This window comes from Rhodococcus sp. OK302 (assembly GCF_002245895.1).
In the GTDB taxonomy this organism is placed as follows: Bacteria; Actinomycetota; Actinomycetes; order Mycobacteriales; family Mycobacteriaceae; genus Rhodococcus_F.
The window spans coordinates 3,670,446-3,688,543 of record NZ_NPJZ01000001.1 but is presented as its reverse complement, the minus strand read 5'-3'; the positions used below and the strand labels follow the sequence as shown (position 1 = coordinate 3,688,543).

Here is an 18,098-nt window from a genome sequence, read left to right as displayed (position 1 = left end):
GATTCAGTGCGCCTTCTTGTTTCGCTTTCCTGTCGGCCGAGCACCAGTCGACGGGGCAACCGCACTACGTCGTGCAGTCGACGCTCCCACTCTGACGGTCTCTGAACCCTTGCCTTCGAGGCCCTTGTCGCCGAGCCCCTTTTCTGCCAGCGTAGCGCGGCGGGCGAGAACCTTACGAGTGTGATCCGCGACCGGTCCCCAACGTTCCTTCATCGACACCAGAAGCGGCGTCGCGAAGAAGATCGACGAGTAAGCGCCGACGATGATGCCCACCAACTGCACCAGCGCGAGGTCCTTGAGGGTACCGACGCCGAGCATCCAGACTGCGACAACCATCAAGGCGAGCACGGGAAGCACACTGATGACGGTGGTGTTGATCGAGCGCATGAGCGTCTGGTTGACGGCAAGGTTGGCTTGCTCGGCGTACGTTCGACGCGTCAGATGCAGGATCCCTCTGGTGTTCTCCTCCACCTTGTCGAACACGACGACGGTGTCGTACAGGGAGAAACCGAGAATGGTGAGCAACCCGATGACTGTCGCGGGAGTGACCTCGAAGCCGACCAGCGCGTAGATGCCGGCCGTGACGATGATGTCGAAGAAGAGAGCGATGATGGCGGCGATCGCCATGTCTCTCTCGAACCGAACGGCGATGTAAATACTCACGATCACCAGGAACACCACCAGAGCGATCAACGCCTTCTTGGTGATCTGACCACCCCACGTCTCACTGACGTCGGCGAAGCTGATCGCGTTGACAGACGGATTTCCGTTCTTGTCCTCGGGCTGGAACTCGTCGAACAGCGCCGTCTGCAGCGTTGTGACCTGGTTTGCATTCAGCGTCTCGGACCGAATCTGGACCGTGGCACTCGAACCTGAGCCGACGGTCTGCACCGTCACCGGTTCAAACCCGAGAGCCTCGGTGTACACCGTTTCTACCTGCGACGTCTCGATGCCTTCGGTAGCCGGGAACTGGATCCGTGATCCACCCTCGAAGTCGATTCCGAACGTGAAACCGCGCAGGATGATGCTCAGCAGAGCGATCGCGACCAAGGCACCGGTCAGTCCGTAGTAGAACCGACGCCTGCTGACGACTTCGAACGCTCCGGTACCGGTGTACAACCTCGACAGGAGGCTGTGTTTCGGCATCGAAGTCTGGTCAACTCCGGAATCCGAGGTTTCGGACCGCGCTGCGGTATCCGCCGAAGAATTTTCTGCAGAGTTGTTGTTGGACTCACTCATGCCTGTGTCTCCTTAGCCGACGAAGCGGCGGCAACCTTACGTTCACGGGCAACCTCTTGCACTGCTCCCAAGCCGTTGACACTGGGCTTGGACCAGAACGCCGAACGTGAGGCCATATTCACCAGCGGCCAGGTCACGAGGAAGACCACGACAACGTCGAGGATCGTGGTGAGGCCGAGGGTGAAGGCAAATCCTCGCACCTGACCCACTGCCAGCACGTACAGAACGGCGGCAGCGATGAAGCTGACCGCGTTACCGGACAGGATGGTACGACGCGCTCGTGCCCAACCACGCGGAACCGCGGAACGGAAGCTGCGGCCTTCTCGCATCTCGTCCTTGATGCGCTCGAAGAACACGACAAACGAGTCGGCTGTCATACCGATACCGATGATCAGACCCGCCATACCGGCGAGGTCGAGGGTGAATCCGATGTATCTGCCGAGCAGAACCATGATCGCGTACACCATGAGGCCCGAGAGCACGAGGGACAGCGCGATCAGGACGCCGAGCATGCGGTAGTAGACGAGGCAGTAGATCAGCACCAGCACCAGGCCGACCGCACCGGCAATCAATGCCGCCTGCAGCGAAGCCAATCCGAGGGTGGCCGAAACCGTCTCGGCCTCGGAAGCCGCGAATGAGAGCGGAAGCGAACCGTACTTCAGTGTGTTGGCCAGTTCCTTGGCACTGTCCGCCGTGAAGCTGCCGGTAATCGACGTGGCGCTACCGGCCGGCGTCGCACCCTGGATGGTGGGCGCACTGACAACCTTGGAGTCAAGGGTGAATGCTGCCTGTTTGCCAATGTTGGCCGATGTGAACTGTGCCCACGTGTTGCTGCCGGTGGTCTTGAACGAGAGGCTGATCTCGTGACGCGACTGCTGTGAGTTGAATATCGACGACGCGTCCGCGATTTCCTGACCGTCGATAATCGCCGGGCCGAGCAGATAGATGGTCTCGCCATCCTGAGAGCAAGCCACCAACGGGAGGGCCGGATCGTCGTTGCCACGCAACGGGTCGGGTACCGAGCAGTCCAAATTGGCGACAGCTTGTTCCTGAACAGCCGGATCGGTGCTCTGACGTAGCGCCCGCGCCGCGGTGATCTCTGCGGCTGCTGCGTCACCGGCATCGGTTCCGTCACTCGACGTTTCCGGTGCCGGAGTCGGTGTCACTCCGGAGATGGGCGCGACTTCTACCGGGGGTGTTGCTTCCGCGGTGGGCGGCTCTTGCGCCGGGAACGGACGATTCTGCGGGGCGGGTGCCGGAGTCTCGGCACCGGTAGCCGGCGTTTCAGTCGCCGGTACGTCAGTCGCTGGCGGCGGCGTGGTTGCGGTGCGGTTCGCATCGCGCGTCGACACGGGGATCGATCCGGTTACCGGCCGGATGTACAGACGTGCGGTCTGACCCAACGAACGCGCCTGCGCGCTGTCGTCGCCGGGAACCGTGATGACGAGGTTGTCACCGTCGATCACAACCTCGGACCCGGACACACCGAGTCCGTTGACGCGGGTCTCGATGATTTCCTGAGCCTGCTTCAGGCTGTCCTGACTAGGCGCGCTGCCGTCCGGCGTGCGCGCGGTCAACGTGACACGCGTTCCACCCTGCAAGTCGATACCGAGTTTCGGTGTGGCCGATTTATCGCCAGTAAAGAACACCAGTGCATACAGTGCCACGACCAAAACCCCGAAAAGGGCTAGGTAGCGGACCGGATGCACCGTTCCGGTGGAAGGTGCCACGATCTTTAAGTCTCCTCAGTAGGTGCCGGACGAGCGCGGTCGATGACCACGAGAGCTACTTATGCGCGAACCTGCAATGTACGCGGCAACTCTAGAACAGGTTCCTGAAACGGGTGTGTTCAGGATTCCTTGGTGAGTCGGATTTCGGTGTCGGACGTGGACTCTTCGAACTCGGAGTCCAGATCTTCGTCGACAGATTCCGTGTCAACGGACTCGATGACGCGCTCACGGATAACGAGACGCGACCACGTGGTGACGACACCGGGTGCGATCTCGAGATCTACGGTGTCTTCGTTCAACGACTCGATGGTTGCGTACAGACCGGCAGTGGTCTGCACACGGTCACCGACCTGCAGGGAGTCCTGCATTTCGGCAGTCACGGCCAGCGCCTTCTTCTGCTTGCGCATACCCAGGAACATGGGCACCAGCAGCGCGAGGATCAGGAGGGGGAAAAGCAAACTCGACATGTCTTGATCAACCTCAGGTTTTGTAGCATATTTTTCGACGCGCGGGACCCGGATGGACCTACGCAAGACACCAGTGTGCCACTAGTTCCTTAAGAATCCCGACAGTTCGGCCGAAAGGTTCCCTCAGCGATCTGGCAATCCCACCGCATCCGGGGCCGGCGCCTGCTTGCCAGTGGCCGTCAAACTGCTGGTGGTTCGTTGACCCGTACCTCGATACCGCCGGCAGCAGCGTCCGGCGGAGGAGTCATTCCAAGTTGAGTCCACGCTGCGGCCGTCGCAACACGCCCACGTGGAGTTCTCGCAATCATGCCGGCGCGAACAAGGAACGGCTCACACACTTCTTCGACTGTGGACGGTTCTTCACCGACCGCAACCGCCAGAGTGGACACACCTACGGGGCCGCCGCCGAAAGAACGCACCAGTGCGCTCAGAACGGACCGGTCGAGGCGATCCAATCCGAGTTGGTCGACGTCGTAGACCGCAAGCGCCGCTCGCGCGACCTCCATCGTCACGATGCCGTCGGCGCGAACCTCGGCAAAATCTCGCACTCGTCGTAGCAACCGGTTGGCGATACGCGGCGTTCCACGTGACCGTCGTGCGATTTCCGCGCTCGCATCCAGTTCGAGATTCACGCCGAGAATCCCGGCCGACCGCATCAAGATCTGGTGCAGTTCATTCGGGTCGTAAAAATCCATGTGCGCGGTGAAACCGAATCGGTCACGCAGTGGGCCCGTCAGAGCACCAGATCGTGTTGTTGCCCCGACCAGCGTGAACGGCGCAACTTCCAAAGGAATCGAGGTAGCTCCGGGGCCCTTGCCCACTACGACGTCGACGCGGAAGTCTTCCATCGCGAGATACAACATTTCCTCGGCCGGCCGGGCAATACGGTGAATCTCGTCGATAAAGAGAACGTCACCCTCCACCAGGTTGCTCAGCATCGCCGCAAGGTCACCCGCTCGTTCGAGTGCCGGACCCGACGTGAGCCGAAGAGACGAACCGAGCTCGCCCGCGATGATCATGGCCATCGACGTCTTACCGAGTCCGGGCGGCCCGGACATCAGGATGTGGTCTGGGGTTCCGCCGCGCATCTTCGCACCGGTAAGCACTAATTGGAGCTGCTCACGGACGCGCGGCTGGCCGATGAAATCGTCCAGACTCTTGGGGCGCAGACTTGCTTCGACCTCGCCGTCCCCCGCGACCAACTCGGCGCTGACCGGGGATTCGTCGTCGAAATCTTCGATCGGATCAAAGTTCATCGAGTCTTACCGAGCAATGAGAGAGCGGACCGAAGCGCAACGGACGTGGTCGCCTCGGGAGTTTCGGCCAGTACCGAATCGGTGGCCTGTTCTGCTTGCTTGATCGGGAATCCGAGACCTTCGAGTGCTTCGACGATCTGATCACGAATCGCGTTAGCCGCAATCACGCCTGATGCACCGGCCGTCGCAGGCACGGCGTCGACCTTGTCGCGCAGTTCGACGACCATCCGTTCGGCGCCGCGCTTGCCGATCCCCGGCACTCGTGTCAGCGCAGTCAGGTTGCCCTCCGAAAGGGCCCGCCGGAGCGCATCAGGTTCGAGAACCGCCAGCGTTGCCATCGCCAACCGGGGGCCGACCCCGGACACCGTCTGCAACAGGCTGAACAAGTCCTTGGACTCGGTATCGGAAAAACCGTAGAGCGTCATCGAATCTTCACGAACGATCATCGTCGTGAAGAGCCGAGCCTCACTCCCCCGATGCAACGCCCCGAGCGTTATCGGAGTTGCATTGACTCGATAGCCGACACCGGCTGCCTCGATGACCGCATGGTCGAGCGCAATGTCGAGTACTTCGCCGCGTACCGACGCGATCATCGTGAACCTGCCTTCTTGGTGATTTCTGCTCTGCTGGCTTCAACTCTGGTTGTCTCGGCCAATTTTGCCTGATACTTGCGTATCTGTTCCGCTGCCATCGCTTCGGCTTTTGCCATCCGTTCGATCATCGGCGCCCGCCAGCAGTGACAAATCGCAATAGCCAGCGCGTCCGCGGCGTCTGCCGGCTTGGGGGCTTGTTTCAGATTGAGAATTCGTGTCACCATCGCGGTGACCTGCGCCTTGTCTGCAATACCACTGCCCGTGACCGCGGCTTTCACCTCGGTCGGAGTATGAAAAAATACCGGGATTCCGCGCCTGGCGGCCGCGACGGCAACAATCCCACCGGCTTGCGCCGTACCCATGGCTGTACTGACGTTGTGTTGAGCGAACACTCGCTCGACGGCCACAACCTCGGGTTTGTACTGCTCGATCCACAGCTCGGCTGCATCCGAGATCTGTAGGAGCCGCAAGGCAAGAGCCATATCGGCGGGGGTACGCACCACATCAACGGCGATGGGCCGCACAACTCTGCCGTTGCTCCCGTCGACCACACCGAATCCACATCGGGTCAAGCCAGGGTCCACCCCGAGCACGCGCACACCATCACACCTCTCCACACCGAACAGCTGTTCGATAGCTTAGCGGTGCGCGGGCGAACTGCCGACATCAACACGCAACCCGGCCGCGACGAGTGCGTCGCAACCGGGTCGAGTGTTAAAACTGTCGACTTATTTCAGCTTATTCAGCGTCGAGTTCCGCAAGGACCTCGTCGGACAGATCGATATTGGTGTACACGTTCTGCACGTCGTCGGAATCTTCGAGCGCGTCGACAAGCTTGAAGATCTTGCGTGCGCCGTCAACATCGAGGGGAACCTCGACCGACGCACGGAAATCCGCCTCAGCCGAATCGTAGTCGATCCCGGCTTCCTGCAGAGCAGTACGGACGGCCACGAGATCCTGTGGCTCACAGACGATTTCGAAGGTTTCACCGAGATCGGTGACGTCTTCTGCACCCGCATCGAGAACTGCCATCAGCACGTCATCCTCGGACTGACCGTTCTTTTCGAGCGTCACAACACCCTTACGGGCGAACAGGTACGAAACCGAACCCGGGTCCGCAAGGTTGCCACCGTTGCGTGTCATCGCGGTACGAACTTCACCGGCTGCGCGGTTGCGGTTGTCGGTGAGGCACTCGATCAGCACGGCAACACCATTGGGCCCGTAGCCCTCGTACATGATGGTCTGCCAGTCTGCGCCGCCAGCTTCTTCACCGGCGCCACGCTTGCGCGCGCGTTCGATGTTGTCGTTGGGGACAGAAGTCTTCTTGGCCTTCTGAATTGCGTCGAACAAGGTGGGGTTGCCCGTGGGATCGCCACCGCCGGTTCGTGCCGCCACCTCGATGTTCTTGATCAGCTTCGCAAAGGATTTGCCACGACGTGCGTCGACAACAGCCTTCTTGTGCTTGGTGGTGGCCCATTTTGAGTGGCCGCTCATGCGATTCAAGCCCCTTTCCTGCTGTGTTGCGCACGCCGAATGCGCGGTTTCAGCTCTGCCGATGTTACCCGCCCCACGTCGCCACATGCTGCATCCCCCGCAGATGAATTCGCCAAACACGGCATTGTTTGCATAGAATGCAAACATGTTGGTTCGGATAGACCACGCGTCCACCACTCCCCTCGCCGATCAAATCGCAGCGGGCGTCCGTGGTTCCGTCATCCGCGGCGAGATCGGCCCGGGTGATCGACTGCCGTCGGCACGAGCTCTCGCCGAGTCCGTCGACGTCAACCTGCATACGGTGCTGCGCGCATACGCGGCACTGCGCGACGAAGGCCTCATCGATCTCCGACGTGGCCGAGGCGCAGTGATTCGTGCCGAATTTGATTCCGGCAGAGCAGCCCTCAACGAATCAGCCCGTGAGTTCGTCAAGTTGGCCCGCAACCTGGGGCTCGATACCGCCCACATGCTCGAACTCATCAAGGAGACCAGCACCTCATGAATATCAGCAGGGTCCGACTGTGGACCGCCGCGTCGTTGACATTCGTTCCGACGGCCGCCCTGATCATTGCGCGCTTGCTGTGGGGAGATGAACTCCCACCTACCGTCGCCAGCCACTGGTCCGGTTCGACGCCGGACGGGTTCAGCACGACCACAACATTTTTCGCATGGACGCTGGCAGTATCCCTGCTCGCCGCGGTGGTTGCCGCTGTCACTGCGGTTCGCGGGGGCGAGAATTCGCCCCTGGCACTCTCCGTCACAGCGACAACCAGCGCCACTTTCGCAACGATCTGGATCCTCAGTGTCGCCCTGACACTCGATGCCGGATCACCCGAGGAAGCCCGGATCGGCTGGTGGATCATTGCACCGATCGCAGCAGCACTGACGGGAATCGCCGCATGGGCGCTGACGTCACGCGCAGGATCAAGTGCCGTGTCCGCGCTACCGACCCCGACGTTGGACCCGCCGCTCTCAGCCACTGAACGCGCCATGTGGATCGGTCGCGCACACAGCATCTGGCCGTGGATTCTCGCTGTCGGCATGACTGCGCTCACCGTCGGAACGGCCGCCTACTCCGACTGGTGGGTCGCGCTGATACTGCTCGCGTCGACTGTCCTCATCACTGCCTTCGCGTCCGTCACCGTACGAGTCGACAACACGGGCATGAGCATCAGTTCGTGGGGTGTCCGGTGGAAGAGAATTGCGCTCGCCCAGATCAAATCCGCGTCGGTCGACACCATCCGCCCCCTGGAATGGGGCGGATGGGGCTACCGCATCACACCGCGTGGGACAGCAGTCACCCTGAGATCCGGTGAGGCCATCGTGCTGAACCTCGGCACCGGAAAAGTCTTCGCCGTCACAATTGATCACCCGGAAGACGGTGTCCGCCTGATCAATTCACTGGTTCAGGCGGACGTCTCGCGAGAGATCTAGCCGCGCACCAGGTCGACAAAGAGTTCGTGCACGCGGCGGTCTCCCGTAACCTCGGGGTGGAAGGACGTCGCGATCACGGAGCCCTGCCGCACCGCCACGATGCGACCGGCAGCTTCGCCTGCCGCTGCCGGTACCTGCGCCAACACCTCGACACCTGGTCCCACCCGCTCGACCCACGGCGCGCGAATGAACACGGCGCGGATCGGATCACCGATAATTCCCTCGAAGTCCAGATCGGACTCGAAGGAATCGACCTGGCGACCGAATGCGTTGCGGCGCACGGTCATATCGATAGCACCGAGGCTCTCGGCGTCGGGCCGGGTGTCGAGCACCTCGCTGGCGAGCAGAATCATTCCAGCGCACGAACCGTAAGCCGGCAGACCGCCGCGAAGCCGCTCGCGGAGCGGATCCAACAGCTCGAAGACCTGAAGGAGTCGGCTCATCGTCGTCGATTCCCCACCGGGAATGACGATTCCGTCAACCTTGTCGAGCTCTTCCGGACGGCGGACACCGATCGCGTCGGCCCCGGAATCCGCCAGAGCAGCAAGGTGCTCTCGGACGTCACCTTGAAGAGCGAGTACACCGATCAACGGACGAGTCATGCCGAAGTTCCTGTCTTGTTCTCACGGTCTGCAGGTTCACGCTCGATCCGCGTCAACCCTTCCTGCACAACCGCTGCCACCATATTGCCCGCGCGGTCGAAGATGCGCCCCTGCGTCAGTGCCCGGCCGAAACCGGCCGACGGTGAGGTCTGGTCGTAGAGCAACCATTCGTCGGCCCGGAACGGACGCAGAAACCACATCGCGTGGTCAAGCGACGCATTCTGCGTCGGCACGTCCCGGTGCGGAACCTTGGACGTGCCGAGCAAAGTCATGTCACTGAGGTACGCCAACGTGCAAATATGCAGGAGAGGACGATCCGGCAGGGTGTCCCGGTACCGCATCCAGACTCGCTGCTGTGCCGCAAGATCGGGCGACGCTGTCGCGTCGTCGGCCGGCACGATCCGCACATCCCAGTTCTTCCACTCCTGGTAGTACGGCAGCTTCGCGAGTTCCGGAATCGTCAACGCATCAGGAAGATCTTCCGGCGCCGGCACAGTCGGCATCTGGTCCTGATGTTCGATTCCCTCGTCTTCGATGTGGAACGACGCCGACATCGTGAAGATCGTTTTGCCGTCCTGCACGGCGTTCACTCGGCGAGTGCAGAACGAGCGGCCGTCACGGATCCGGTCCACCAGGTACACCGTCGGGATCTTCGGATTTCCGGGCCGCAGAAAGTAACCGTGCAATGAATGGACGCGGTAGCTCTCGTCCACCGTTCCCACCGCCGACACCAGCGACTGGCCGGCCACTTGCCCGCCGAACGTACGCGGCAACCCGGTGGGATGAACCGCCCCGCGGAAGATGTCCTTCTCGAGCGTTTCGAGAGCGAGGATCTCCTCGATACCAACCATGTGTCCTCCGGCGATGTAGATGCCGACAACGCCGGCCGAACTGGTTCACATTATCGCCTCGACGGGTGGGCACGGCACCATGGTGGCGTGAGTATCTTCATACCTTCCACACCACAGGCTCTCGCCGGACAGGTCGCGGCGCTGTGTCAGTCACGTCCGTCGGTGACGGTGGTGGCCGTCGACGGCGCAGATTGTGCTCGGCCCGTCGAACTCGCCCGGTTGATCGGTTCTGCCGTCGTAGCACTCGACCGTCCGAGTGCTGTTGCCTCACTTCACGACTACGTGCGCCCGGCATCTCTGCGGTTCGAATTCGGGCACGAAGACACCCTGAGCTATCGGACCATGTGGTTCGACTACGAGGCCCTCGACCGTGAAGTCATCACGTCGGCAAGGACTCGGCGAACCTGGCTCCCCAGGCTCTGGGACGAAGCCACCGACCGCTCAGCGCGGTCTACACGTGAGCCGGTTCACGAACGCCATGTCATCATCGTCGCCGGACCGATGCTGCTCGGCCGCGGACTCGACTTCGACATCAGCGTGCGCTTGGACATGAGCGAAGCCGCGCTACGACGCCACACGCCGTCGGCGGACTTGTGGACGATCGACGCAGTGCTCGAGCATCAGGCAACCGTGACGGAGCCGATTGATCTGGAAGTGCGGTACGACCATCCCGCTCGGCCGGCCGTATGCACTCACTTGGGCCGATAAAGACGCGTCAGACCTTCCTGGACGACCGCAGCCACCATGTTTCCTCGTCGGTCGAAAATTCGTCCTTGGGTAAGCGCCCGACCGAAACCGGCAGACGGCGACGTCTGGTCGTAGAGCAGCCATTCATCGGCGCGGAACGGACGCAGGAACCACATCGCATGGTCGAGTGACGCGGCCTGCATCTCGACATCGGGGTGAGGCGTCCGGGAAGAACCGAGCAACGTCATGTCACTCATGTAGGCGAGGGTGCAGACGTGAAAGACCGGATCGTCCGGCAGCGCCTCACGGGATCGGAACCACACCTGTTGTTGGGCAACTGAGCCTGGACGCTTACTGATATCGGCTTTCGGGACGAGGCGAAGATCCCAGTCCGCCCATTCTCGTGCCAGCCACGCGGTCTCCCAGTCCTCTGAATCGCGGGCCAGCGGCAGCGATTCCGGGTCCGGAACCGGCGGCATCTCGTCTTGATGCTCGATGCCCTCGTCCTGGACGTGGAACGACGCCGACATCGTGAAAATCGCCTGGCCGTCCTGGATTCCCGTGACCAATCGAGTGGCGAAGGATCGACCGTCACGCACCCGATCGACCAGGAAAACCGTGGGCTTCAAGGTGTTTCCCGGGCGCAGAAAGTACCCGTGCAAGGAATGAACCGAGTACGCGGGGTCGACGGTGCGAACCGCAGAGACTAGCGCCTGGCCGGCAACCTGACCGCCGAAAGTTTTGGGCAACGTCGTCTCAGCGGTAATCCCTCGGAAGATATCGCGCTCGAGGCGTTCCAGTTCCAGGATTTCTTCGATCTTCGCCATCGATGCTCCAAACCTTGAGGTGAGCCGACCAATTCCGACCCTCACACAATGCCTGATGGTCGGCAGTCATGCGAAACCGGATACCGACGCGAAAACTGCTCAGCCCACCGCTCCGGCTTCCAGCGCCGCCTTCCACCCCCCGTACTCACTGATGTCCTTGCCGCTCGACGCGGCTTCCAGATCGCACCCGAATCCGGTTCCCCAACTCTTGTCGTCGAATTCCACGGCGCCGAGCATCATCGGAGTCGGCAGTGCGGCCAGGAACTTGCCCAGAGCTGCAGGCGCCAGACTCCAGCGCTCGCCGACTATCGACACACCGCCCTCGGCGACTCGGACAAGACCGGGCTTGGGCGGGGTCGTGTCCAGCGCACCGAGTCGGTAGCGGGGAGAAGTGGCGACTGGTCCGAGCCACCGGGCACCGAGCGTCGTCAACTGATGCTCGAGCGGTTGTCCACGCAGGTGAGCGCCGAATACTGCCAGTTCGACGGCCTTCCCCGGTGTGCTGGTCCACCCGCCGGCTGACTCCCCCGTCACCATTGCCGCAATATCCGCGGCAACAGCGTCCTCGAACGCACGCGCCAGCACCGTCACGCCGAACTGCGCTTCGCCTGCCATTCCAGTAGGTACCGCGACGGCCGAGAGATCGAACAGATTGCAGAAGTTGGTGTATCTCCCCATCCGAGAATTCACACCGATCGGATCGGCCGCGACCTCGGCGATCGTAGGATGCTCCGGTGCCGTCGGTACCATCAATGCATCGATTCCGTCGAGCGCCTTCATGGCCCGATTTCGCAACTGCGCCAACAGTTCCCGGTCTTCGAGTAGACGATGAGCAGGTATGTTGCCGGCCGGCGCGACGATCGAACGCACCGTCGGGTCCACCGCATCAGGGTGTGCGTCGACGAATTCGCCTACCGCCGCATATCTTTCGGCAACCAGAGCGCCGTCGTAGAGGAGCTTCGCGGCATCGAGGAAGAGCGTGAGGTCCACCTCCACAATGTCGACACCCACTGCGCGTAGCTGTTCGACGGCCGCACCGAACGCCGCCGACCACTGCGGGTCGAGACCGGGCAACTCGCGCGGTACTGCTACTCGCGGTCGCGGCGGCGCAGCCAACCGAGCGTCGCCGGGCCAAGTGCGATCCGGCGCACCGGTTGCCATCACCGCCATCGCGGCCTCGGCACGTGACAAGTCTGCGGCGAAGATACTCACGCAGTCGTAGGAGCGAGCGGCGGGCACCACGCCAACCGTCGAGACGACGCCGAGCGTCGGCTTGATTCCGACGATTCCCTGCAGGCCGGCCGGGACGCGGCCGGAGCCGGCGGTGTCGGTACCGATCGCGAGGTCCGCCAGTCCGAGCGCCACGGCCACAGCAGATCCCGAACTCGAGCCGCCCGAGATGTATTTCGGCCGACGGGCATCACGAACGGCCCCGTACGGACTGCGCGTGCCGACAAGCCCGGTCGCGAACTGGTCGAGGTTGGTCTTGCCCAGTACGACGGCACCGGCGGCCCTCAGTGCCGCTACTGCGGCGGCATCAACTGTTGGCGTGTAGGCATATTCGGGGCACCCGGCGGTGGTCGGCAGTCCGGCCACGTCGACGTTGTCCTTGACCGCGAGCACCATCCCTCGCAGTGGCAAGTGCGCTGCGGATGCGTCGATAACTGCGGCCTCAGCCAACGCGTCGGCCCTGGGGCGCAGGTGTATCCAGATCTCCGGCCGGTTGACGGCTTCGATGGCCTCATACGCCGCTGACACCCGCTGCAATGCCGTCATGCGGCCACCTCCTTGACTGTTGTTGTGGTGCGGGCAAATTCACCCGCAGCGGACCAAGCGTCGCGTTCAGCATCGAAGGCAACGGTCTGGCCGGCCCGAAATTCGGCGATGGAATCCGCGTTGTCGGCGAGAAACTGCTCGTGTTCGGCGAGGGAAAAACTGCCGTCCGTAATCTGCACACCACCGGGCCCACCCGCGGCCGTTTCGGCACGCAATTCGAGCAGCTCATCCGGTTCGACGGGATACCAGGAAATCCGATCGAAAAAGCGCAGCAGCCACGGTGTGTCGTGCTCGAACGGTCCGGACTTCTCGGGATAGCGGTGGTTCCAGACCTGCGTGGTGCGTCCCACGAACTGGTAGCCGCCGGGCCCCTCCATGCCGTAAATGCACAGGTACGCGCCGCCGATGCCCACCGCGTTCTCGGGCGTCCAGGTGCGCGCCGGGTTGTATTTTGTCGTGACCAGGCGATGACGCGGATCCAGCGGGGTGGCTACCGGCGCACCGAGGTAGACGTCGCCGAGTCCGAGCACAAGGTATTCGGCGTCGAAAACCGTGTCGAAGACATCGGCAACAGAGTCCAGTCCGTTCATCCGCCGAATGAACTCGATGTTCCAGGGGCACCACGGCGCATCGGCACGCACGCCGTGCATGTACCGCTTGATCGCTTCCCTCGTCGACGGGTCGTCCCAGGACAGGGGCATTCGCACCGACCGGCTGGGCACGACAAGTTCGGACGAATCCGGGATCTGGTCCTCGGCCTCGGCAAGTAGGCCCATCAGCTTCGACACGGGCAGAACGTCCGGGTCGACACGTACCTGCAAGGACCGGATTCCCGGCGTGAGATCGAGCAGTCCGGCAGGCTTTTCGGCCTCCAGGCGCTGATGCAAAGCGTGCGCCCGCGCCCGAAGCGCGAGGTCGAGAGTCATATCCCCGTATTCGACAAGCACGTTGTCGTCACCGGAACGGCGGTAGGTCACCGCGGTTGCGCCGTCACGCCGGGCGATCACGCCGTCATCTCCGTCGCCGCCGGCACCGAATACCGCCGGCTGACTGGCGCGACGACGCAGACCCAGTTGACGCTTCGACGCGGCCCGCTCGGCCCGGATCGGTACAAACCGGATGGTGTCGCCGGGGCTGAGTTGTCCGAGCTTCCACCGTTCCGCCGATACAACCGTGACGGGGCAGACAAATCCGCCGAGGCTCGGTCCGTCGGGTCCGAGGAGGATCGGAGTGTCACCGGTGAAATCGAGCGCACCCACCGAGTAGGCGTTGTCGTGAATGTTGGACGGGTGCAGGCCGGCCTCGCCGCCGTCACCGCGCGCCCAATCCGGCTGCGGACCGATCAACCGGACCCCGGTGCGGTCGGAATTGAAGTGCACCTCGTAGTCCGTGGCGTACAGCGTGTCGATGTCCTTGCGGGTGAAGAACTCCGGTGCACCGTGGGGGCCCTCGGTAACTGCAATCTCCCAGCGGCCGCCGATGACGGGCACGTGCTCCATCGGAACCGGCTGGGCGTCATCGGGATTGGAGGGGCCGGCGCCGCAGTGCAACACATCCCCCTCGCGTAGTGTCCGGCCTTCGAGACCGCCGAATTTGCCGAGGGTGAACGTCGCACCGCTGCCGAGGTAATCCGGCACGTCGATACCACCGCGCACGAGCACGTAGATCCGCAGTCCCGGTCCGGAGGCTGCCCCGACATCGAGAACGCCGCCGGCCGGAACCTGCACCGGCGCCCAGGTCCGCACCGGCACACCGTCCACCAGGACGGTAGCGGGTGCACCGGTGACACAAACTTCCGTTGCCTCGGCGAAGCGCAGCGCGGGACCGGCCATCGTGCACTCGAGTCCGGCGGCTCCCTCCTCGTTGCCGAGTGCAACGTTGCCCAGCCGGAAGGACAAGTCGTCCATCGGACCCGACGGGGGCACACCGATCTGCCAGTAGCCGACACGGCCAGGCCAGTCCTGGACTGTGCTCAGCATGCCGGGACGTTGCACGGTGATCTCGGTCATCGCTGCTCCTCGGGCCGGGTGACGATCATTCGCACCGGGGTGGGATCGAAACCGTTGCAGGGGTTGTTGATCTGGGGGCAGTTCGACACCAGCACCAGCGTGTCGATCTCGGCACGGAGGGCCAACCGCTTACCAGGCGCGGACAATCCGTCGACGATGCCGAGGGTGCCGTCCGCGTCGACGGGAACATTCATGAAGAAGTTGATATTCGAGACCAGGTCCCTTTTACCGAGTCCCCACTTGGCGCCCTCGATCAGAAAGTTCTCCACGCAGGCGTGTTGGTGCTTGGTGTGGTGGCCGTAGCGCAGAGTGTTCGACTCCTGGGAACAGGCGCCGCCGACGGTGTCGTGGTTGCCGACCTCGTCGCCCACCAGAGTCATCAGCGCCGTGCCGTCGTCGGCCCGAAGCACGGACCCCGTCGTGAGAAACAGATTGCGCTGTGCCGCAACGGTGGCCGCTGCCGAGTATCGGAGGCCGTGATCGTCAGCAGCATAGAAGAGGGAGTCGACGGCCTGATTGCCGTGCAGGTCCACGATGGTCAGGATGTCTCCGGCCCGCACGATCGTGGACCAGGGCCCGCGGGCGCCGACAGTCTCGTCGAGGATCACGGTTCCGGGGACAAGGGCGGGAGTGTCTACAGCGGTGGTCATTTGACGTCCCTTCCGAGCTGGGTTTCATTGACGGGCGTAGCGGCGTTCCAGGCGTCTTCGGTGTTGAGAGCGGCCCGGAGGTACTCGGGGTCGTTGTTCGGCAAGGATTCGAGGTCTGCGGGCGCAGCCCAGGCCAGAATCTCGAGCGCCGTAGTGTTGAACGTGGGCTCCGGGTCGAGCGGGTGGGCGGTGTTCGCGATCAGCACGATCACCGGCAGGTGAATCAACAGTTCCAGTTCCCGGCCGGCGCCCGCATTTCCCGTGCTGACAAGCGCACCGTCAGGTTTGACCCGCACTCCGTGGAACAAGGTGAGAACCGGCGGAAGGTCGCGGGCAGTCAGGCCGTGCTTGGCTCCCGCCAGCGTCAGAAGTTCTCGGCCGGCGGGTGCGCCCGAGTGCGCGGATCCATCGCCGTATTTCGCAGTGTTCGTGGCCAGTGACGTGGTTCCACAGAACGCGTCGTGGTGACCGGAGGTGTCGGCAACGACGGTAGCCAGAACTCGGCCCTGGTCGGAGAGCAGCGGATGGCCGACGCTCAGGTACGCCTGCCACGGCACCTTGACCGTGTCGGCGATATTGAGTCGCTCGTGCGGGGCGTCGGCCCGGTAGAGCAACAGGTTGGCGCAAGCGCTGCCATCGATGTCGCGCAACCGGATTCGAGTGCCACGGGCCAACACCTTCGAGGTGTATCGACCGCCGGGCACGGTCTCCGCCCAGGTCAGCCGGTCGGCATCGATGCCGGCGGGAGGTGTTGGCCAGGCGGAGGCCGGTAGGACAGGCATCGAGTCGGTGATCGCGCCGGCCTGCGAGCGGGCATGGTCGCGAGCGGCCGCCGTTGTGTCGGTCTGGGTACTGCTGGTGGTCACTTCGTGGCTCCAATCGTGACGGGGTTCGGAACGGTTTTCCCGCGCGGGTAGCAGAGACTGCCCACCAGGACGACGGCAACAATGGTGATCGGGGCGGCCCATTGCAGGATGGGCATATCGCCGGAGGGATTGAAGATTTCGGCCCGCGGCCAGGACAGGTTGATCACCATCGCTGCGCCGTAGAGCACTGCGGCGATGTTGATCGGGATGCCGAAGATGCCCAGCGAGAACAACTTACGGCCCTCGGAGTCGTACTGGACGTCGCCGTACGGCCAGCCCTGCAACCGGCGACGCAGCAGCGGAACAGTAACCATGAGGTACGCCAGATAGATGAGTACGATGCAAACGCTCGACAGAGTGGTGAAGATTGCCGAGTTTCCGACGTTCACGGCGAGTACCAGGATGCAGGCGATCCCGATCAGTACCGACGGAGCGATCGGAGTTCCGGTGCGGGCGTTGACTTTCGCGAGTGTCTTCGATGCGGGCAGACGGCCGTCGCGGGCCATCGAGAACATCAGCCGGGAAGCCGCGGTCTGGATCGCCAGGGTGCACACAAAGACCGCGATCGCCACGTCGATCAGCAGCAGGGTTCCCCACGGAGAGCTCAGGATCGTGCCGAGCACGTACGGCAAACCTTCGCTGGCAAGTCGGCCGTCGGTCAGGCTGGGCGCCGCCATCAGCGCGCCGACGATCATCAGGCCGCCACCGAGAGCGGACACCGACAGGGCAAGGCGGATGGTCCGCGGTGCGACGCGGCGCGGATTGCGAGTCTCTTCAGCGAGCTCACCCGCCGAGCCGAAGCCGACCATGACGTACGCGGCCATCAAACCGGAGACGATCCAAGCCCAGATGTAGCCCGGCTCGGTGCCGGCGGCGCCCGTATCGAACACAACCTGCGGACCGCGCTGAGCATGGGTGAAGAACATGCCGACCACCGCGATGACGCCGATGATCTCGCAGGTCACGCCGATGTTGTTGATGCGCGACATCCAGTTGACACCAACGCAGTTGATCGCCGTCGTAAGCACCAACAGCACTGAGCCGAGCAGCACCGCGTTCGTCGCACCACTGGACGAGGTGAGTGAGCTGTCCTCGCCGACGATCTGGAATCCGCTCCACACGTTCGGCAGCACCACCTGCAGCGCGATGGCCGCGGCCGAAGCAGTGACGATCTGCGCGATGATCATGAACCAGCCGGCGAACCAGCCGATGATCTCGCCGCCCATCCGCCGCGCCCACTGGTAGATCGCCCCCGAAATCGGGTACCGCGCAGCAAGTTCGGCAAAGCACAGCGCGACCATGAACTGGCCGAGGAACACGCAGGGCCAGGTCCAGAAGAATGCTGGTCCTGCGAAGCCGAATCCGAGCCCGAACAGCTGGAAGATCGTGGTCAGGATGGAGACGAACGAGAAGCCTGCCGCGAACGAGGCAAACTTGCCGAGCGAGCGATGCAGTTGCTGCTCGTAGCCGAACTCGGCGAGGTCGTTGTCGTCGCTGGGCTTAGGTGCCGCGATCGTCATAGGTTCTCCTGAGAGGGACGGTGGGCGGTATTTCTGTCAGTTGATAGTTTTCCGTCCCTTCGTTCCCACGCGGTGTCCCGCACGTTTCCCCGTGTAG

18 protein-coding genes are annotated in these 18,098 nt (G+C 63.0%); 3 read left to right on the top strand and 15 right to left on the bottom strand.

The features are described 5' to 3' along the window. Positions 1-3 precede the first annotated feature (3 nt). The 7 genes from secF to BDB13_RS16885 form a co-directional block, all read right to left on the bottom strand. Positions 4-1,239: a protein translocase subunit SecF gene (secF, locus tag BDB13_RS16915; RefSeq protein ID WP_094272653.1), complete on the bottom strand. Its 1,236-nt coding sequence runs from the start codon at positions 1,237-1,239 to the stop codon at positions 4-6. Beyond that, the gene (gene secD / locus BDB13_RS16910; protein WP_094272652.1) at positions 1,236-2,969 is read right to left on the bottom strand and encodes a protein translocase subunit SecD; all 1,734 of its coding nucleotides are present in this window, start codon (positions 2,967-2,969) and stop codon (positions 1,236-1,238) included. The genes secF and secD overlap by 4 nt, the downstream gene beginning before the upstream one ends. A 119-nt stretch (positions 2,970-3,088) precedes the next feature. After that, positions 3,089-3,436, bottom strand: coding sequence for a preprotein translocase subunit YajC (yajC, locus tag BDB13_RS16905; RefSeq protein WP_094272651.1), 348 nt, complete (start codon positions 3,434-3,436; stop codon positions 3,089-3,091). A gap of 179 nt (positions 3,437-3,615) precedes the next feature. Continuing rightward, positions 3,616-4,692: a Holliday junction branch migration DNA helicase RuvB gene (gene ruvB / locus BDB13_RS16900; RefSeq protein ID WP_094272650.1), complete on the bottom strand. Its 1,077-nt coding sequence runs from the start codon at positions 4,690-4,692 to the stop codon at positions 3,616-3,618. Next, a complete protein-coding gene (gene ruvA, locus BDB13_RS16895) occupies positions 4,689-5,285 on the bottom strand; it encodes a Holliday junction branch migration protein RuvA (protein ID WP_094272649.1) in 597 nt (198 codons plus the stop codon). The genes ruvB and ruvA overlap by 4 nt, the downstream gene beginning before the upstream one ends. After that, entirely contained in the window at positions 5,282-5,884 is a 603-nt protein-coding gene (gene ruvC, locus BDB13_RS16890) for a crossover junction endodeoxyribonuclease RuvC (protein WP_094272648.1), read from the bottom strand. Before ruvC ends, ruvA begins: the two co-directional genes overlap by 4 nt. Before the next feature lie 139 nt (positions 5,885-6,023). Then, complete coding sequence (locus BDB13_RS16885) at positions 6,024-6,779, bottom strand: YebC/PmpR family DNA-binding transcriptional regulator (RefSeq protein WP_094274976.1); 756 nt, start codon at positions 6,777-6,779, stop codon at positions 6,024-6,026. Between the two features lie 145 nt (positions 6,780-6,924). Between BDB13_RS16885 and BDB13_RS16880 the strand changes: the two genes are divergently transcribed. Both BDB13_RS16880 and BDB13_RS16875 read left to right on the top strand, forming a co-directional pair. Beyond that, positions 6,925-7,281, top strand: a complete 357-nt coding sequence (locus tag BDB13_RS16880; RefSeq protein ID WP_094272647.1) for a GntR family transcriptional regulator — start codon at positions 6,925-6,927, stop codon at positions 7,279-7,281. Further along, entirely contained in the window at positions 7,278-8,213 is a 936-nt protein-coding gene (locus tag BDB13_RS16875; RefSeq protein ID WP_094272646.1) for a hypothetical protein, read from the top strand. Before BDB13_RS16880 ends, BDB13_RS16875 begins: the two co-directional genes overlap by 4 nt. On the opposite strand, the gene pdxT is transcribed toward BDB13_RS16875, so the two are convergent. Further along, positions 8,210-8,815, bottom strand: coding sequence for a pyridoxal 5'-phosphate synthase glutaminase subunit PdxT (pdxT, locus tag BDB13_RS16870; protein WP_094272645.1), 606 nt, complete (start codon positions 8,813-8,815; stop codon positions 8,210-8,212). The two genes, BDB13_RS16875 and pdxT, sit on opposite strands and share 4 nt — an antisense overlap. Continuing rightward, positions 8,812-9,666: an acyl-CoA thioesterase gene (locus tag BDB13_RS16865; RefSeq protein WP_094272644.1), complete on the bottom strand. Its 855-nt coding sequence runs from the start codon at positions 9,664-9,666 to the stop codon at positions 8,812-8,814. Before BDB13_RS16865 ends, pdxT begins: the two co-directional genes overlap by 4 nt. Before the next feature lie 87 nt (positions 9,667-9,753). Between BDB13_RS16865 and BDB13_RS16860 the strand changes: the two genes are divergently transcribed. After that, positions 9,754-10,374: a hypothetical protein gene (locus tag BDB13_RS16860; RefSeq protein WP_254922839.1), complete on the top strand. Its 621-nt coding sequence runs from the start codon at positions 9,754-9,756 to the stop codon at positions 10,372-10,374. Here the strand turns inward: BDB13_RS16860 and BDB13_RS16855 are convergent. The 6 genes from BDB13_RS16855 to BDB13_RS16830 form a co-directional block, all read right to left on the bottom strand. Further along, positions 10,359-11,180 carry an acyl-CoA thioesterase gene (locus BDB13_RS16855; RefSeq protein WP_094272643.1) on the bottom strand — a complete coding sequence of 274 codons (822 nt, stop codon included), beginning with the start codon at positions 11,178-11,180 and terminating at the stop codon, positions 10,359-10,361. The two genes, BDB13_RS16860 and BDB13_RS16855, sit on opposite strands and share 16 nt — an antisense overlap. Before the next feature lie 99 nt (positions 11,181-11,279). Further along, a complete protein-coding gene (gene atzF / locus BDB13_RS16850; RefSeq protein ID WP_094272642.1) occupies positions 11,280-12,956 on the bottom strand; it encodes an allophanate hydrolase in 1,677 nt (558 codons plus the stop codon). Further along, complete coding sequence (locus BDB13_RS16845) at positions 12,953-14,965, bottom strand: 5-oxoprolinase/urea amidolyase family protein (RefSeq protein ID WP_094272641.1); 2,013 nt, start codon at positions 14,963-14,965, stop codon at positions 12,953-12,955. The genes atzF and BDB13_RS16845 overlap by 4 nt, the downstream gene beginning before the upstream one ends. Then, the gene (locus BDB13_RS16840) at positions 14,962-15,615 is read right to left on the bottom strand and encodes an urea amidolyase associated protein UAAP2 (RefSeq protein WP_094272640.1); all 654 of its coding nucleotides are present in this window, start codon (positions 15,613-15,615) and stop codon (positions 14,962-14,964) included. Before BDB13_RS16840 ends, BDB13_RS16845 begins: the two co-directional genes overlap by 4 nt. Next, positions 15,612-16,481 carry an urea amidolyase associated protein UAAP1 gene (locus tag BDB13_RS16835; RefSeq protein ID WP_254922838.1) on the bottom strand — a complete coding sequence of 290 codons (870 nt, stop codon included), beginning with the start codon at positions 16,479-16,481 and terminating at the stop codon, positions 15,612-15,614. Before BDB13_RS16835 ends, BDB13_RS16840 begins: the two co-directional genes overlap by 4 nt. Beyond that, a complete protein-coding gene (locus BDB13_RS16830; protein ID WP_094272638.1) occupies positions 16,478-18,001 on the bottom strand; it encodes an amino acid permease in 1,524 nt (507 codons plus the stop codon). The genes BDB13_RS16835 and BDB13_RS16830 overlap by 4 nt, the downstream gene beginning before the upstream one ends. Positions 18,002-18,098: the final 97 nt, after the last annotated feature.

Coding starts and splice junctions, on each gene's coding strand:
- secF (WP_094272653.1), bottom strand. CDS start 1,239: ATGAGTGAGTCCAACAACAACTCTGCAGAAAATTCTTCGGCGGATACC.
- yajC (WP_094272651.1), bottom strand. CDS start 3,436: ATGTCGAGTTTGCTTTTCCCCCTCCTGATCCTCGCGCTGCTGGTGCCC.
- ruvB (WP_094272650.1), bottom strand. CDS start 4,692: ATGAACTTTGATCCGATCGAAGATTTCGACGACGAATCCCCGGTCAGC.
- ruvA (WP_094272649.1), bottom strand. CDS start 5,285: ATGATCGCGTCGGTACGCGGCGAAGTACTCGACATTGCGCTCGACCAT.
- BDB13_RS16885 (WP_094274976.1), bottom strand. CDS start 6,779: ATGAGCGGCCACTCAAAATGGGCCACCACCAAGCACAAGAAGGCTGTT.
- BDB13_RS16880 (WP_094272647.1), top strand. CDS start 6,925: ATGTTGGTTCGGATAGACCACGCGTCCACCACTCCCCTCGCCGATCAA.
- BDB13_RS16875 (WP_094272646.1), top strand. CDS start 7,278: ATGAATATCAGCAGGGTCCGACTGTGGACCGCCGCGTCGTTGACATTC.
- pdxT (WP_094272645.1), bottom strand. CDS start 8,815: ATGACTCGTCCGTTGATCGGTGTACTCGCTCTTCAAGGTGACGTCCGA.
- BDB13_RS16865 (WP_094272644.1), bottom strand. CDS start 9,666: ATGGTTGGTATCGAGGAGATCCTCGCTCTCGAAACGCTCGAGAAGGAC.
- BDB13_RS16855 (WP_094272643.1), bottom strand. CDS start 11,180: ATGGCGAAGATCGAAGAAATCCTGGAACTGGAACGCCTCGAGCGCGAT.
- atzF (WP_094272642.1), bottom strand. CDS start 12,956: ATGACGGCATTGCAGCGGGTGTCAGCGGCGTATGAGGCCATCGAAGCC.
- BDB13_RS16845 (WP_094272641.1), bottom strand. CDS start 14,965: ATGACCGAGATCACCGTGCAACGTCCCGGCATGCTGAGCACAGTCCAG.
- BDB13_RS16840 (WP_094272640.1), bottom strand. CDS start 15,615: ATGACCACCGCTGTAGACACTCCCGCCCTTGTCCCCGGAACCGTGATC.
- BDB13_RS16830 (WP_094272638.1), bottom strand. CDS start 18,001: ATGACGATCGCGGCACCTAAGCCCAGCGACGACAACGACCTCGCCGAG.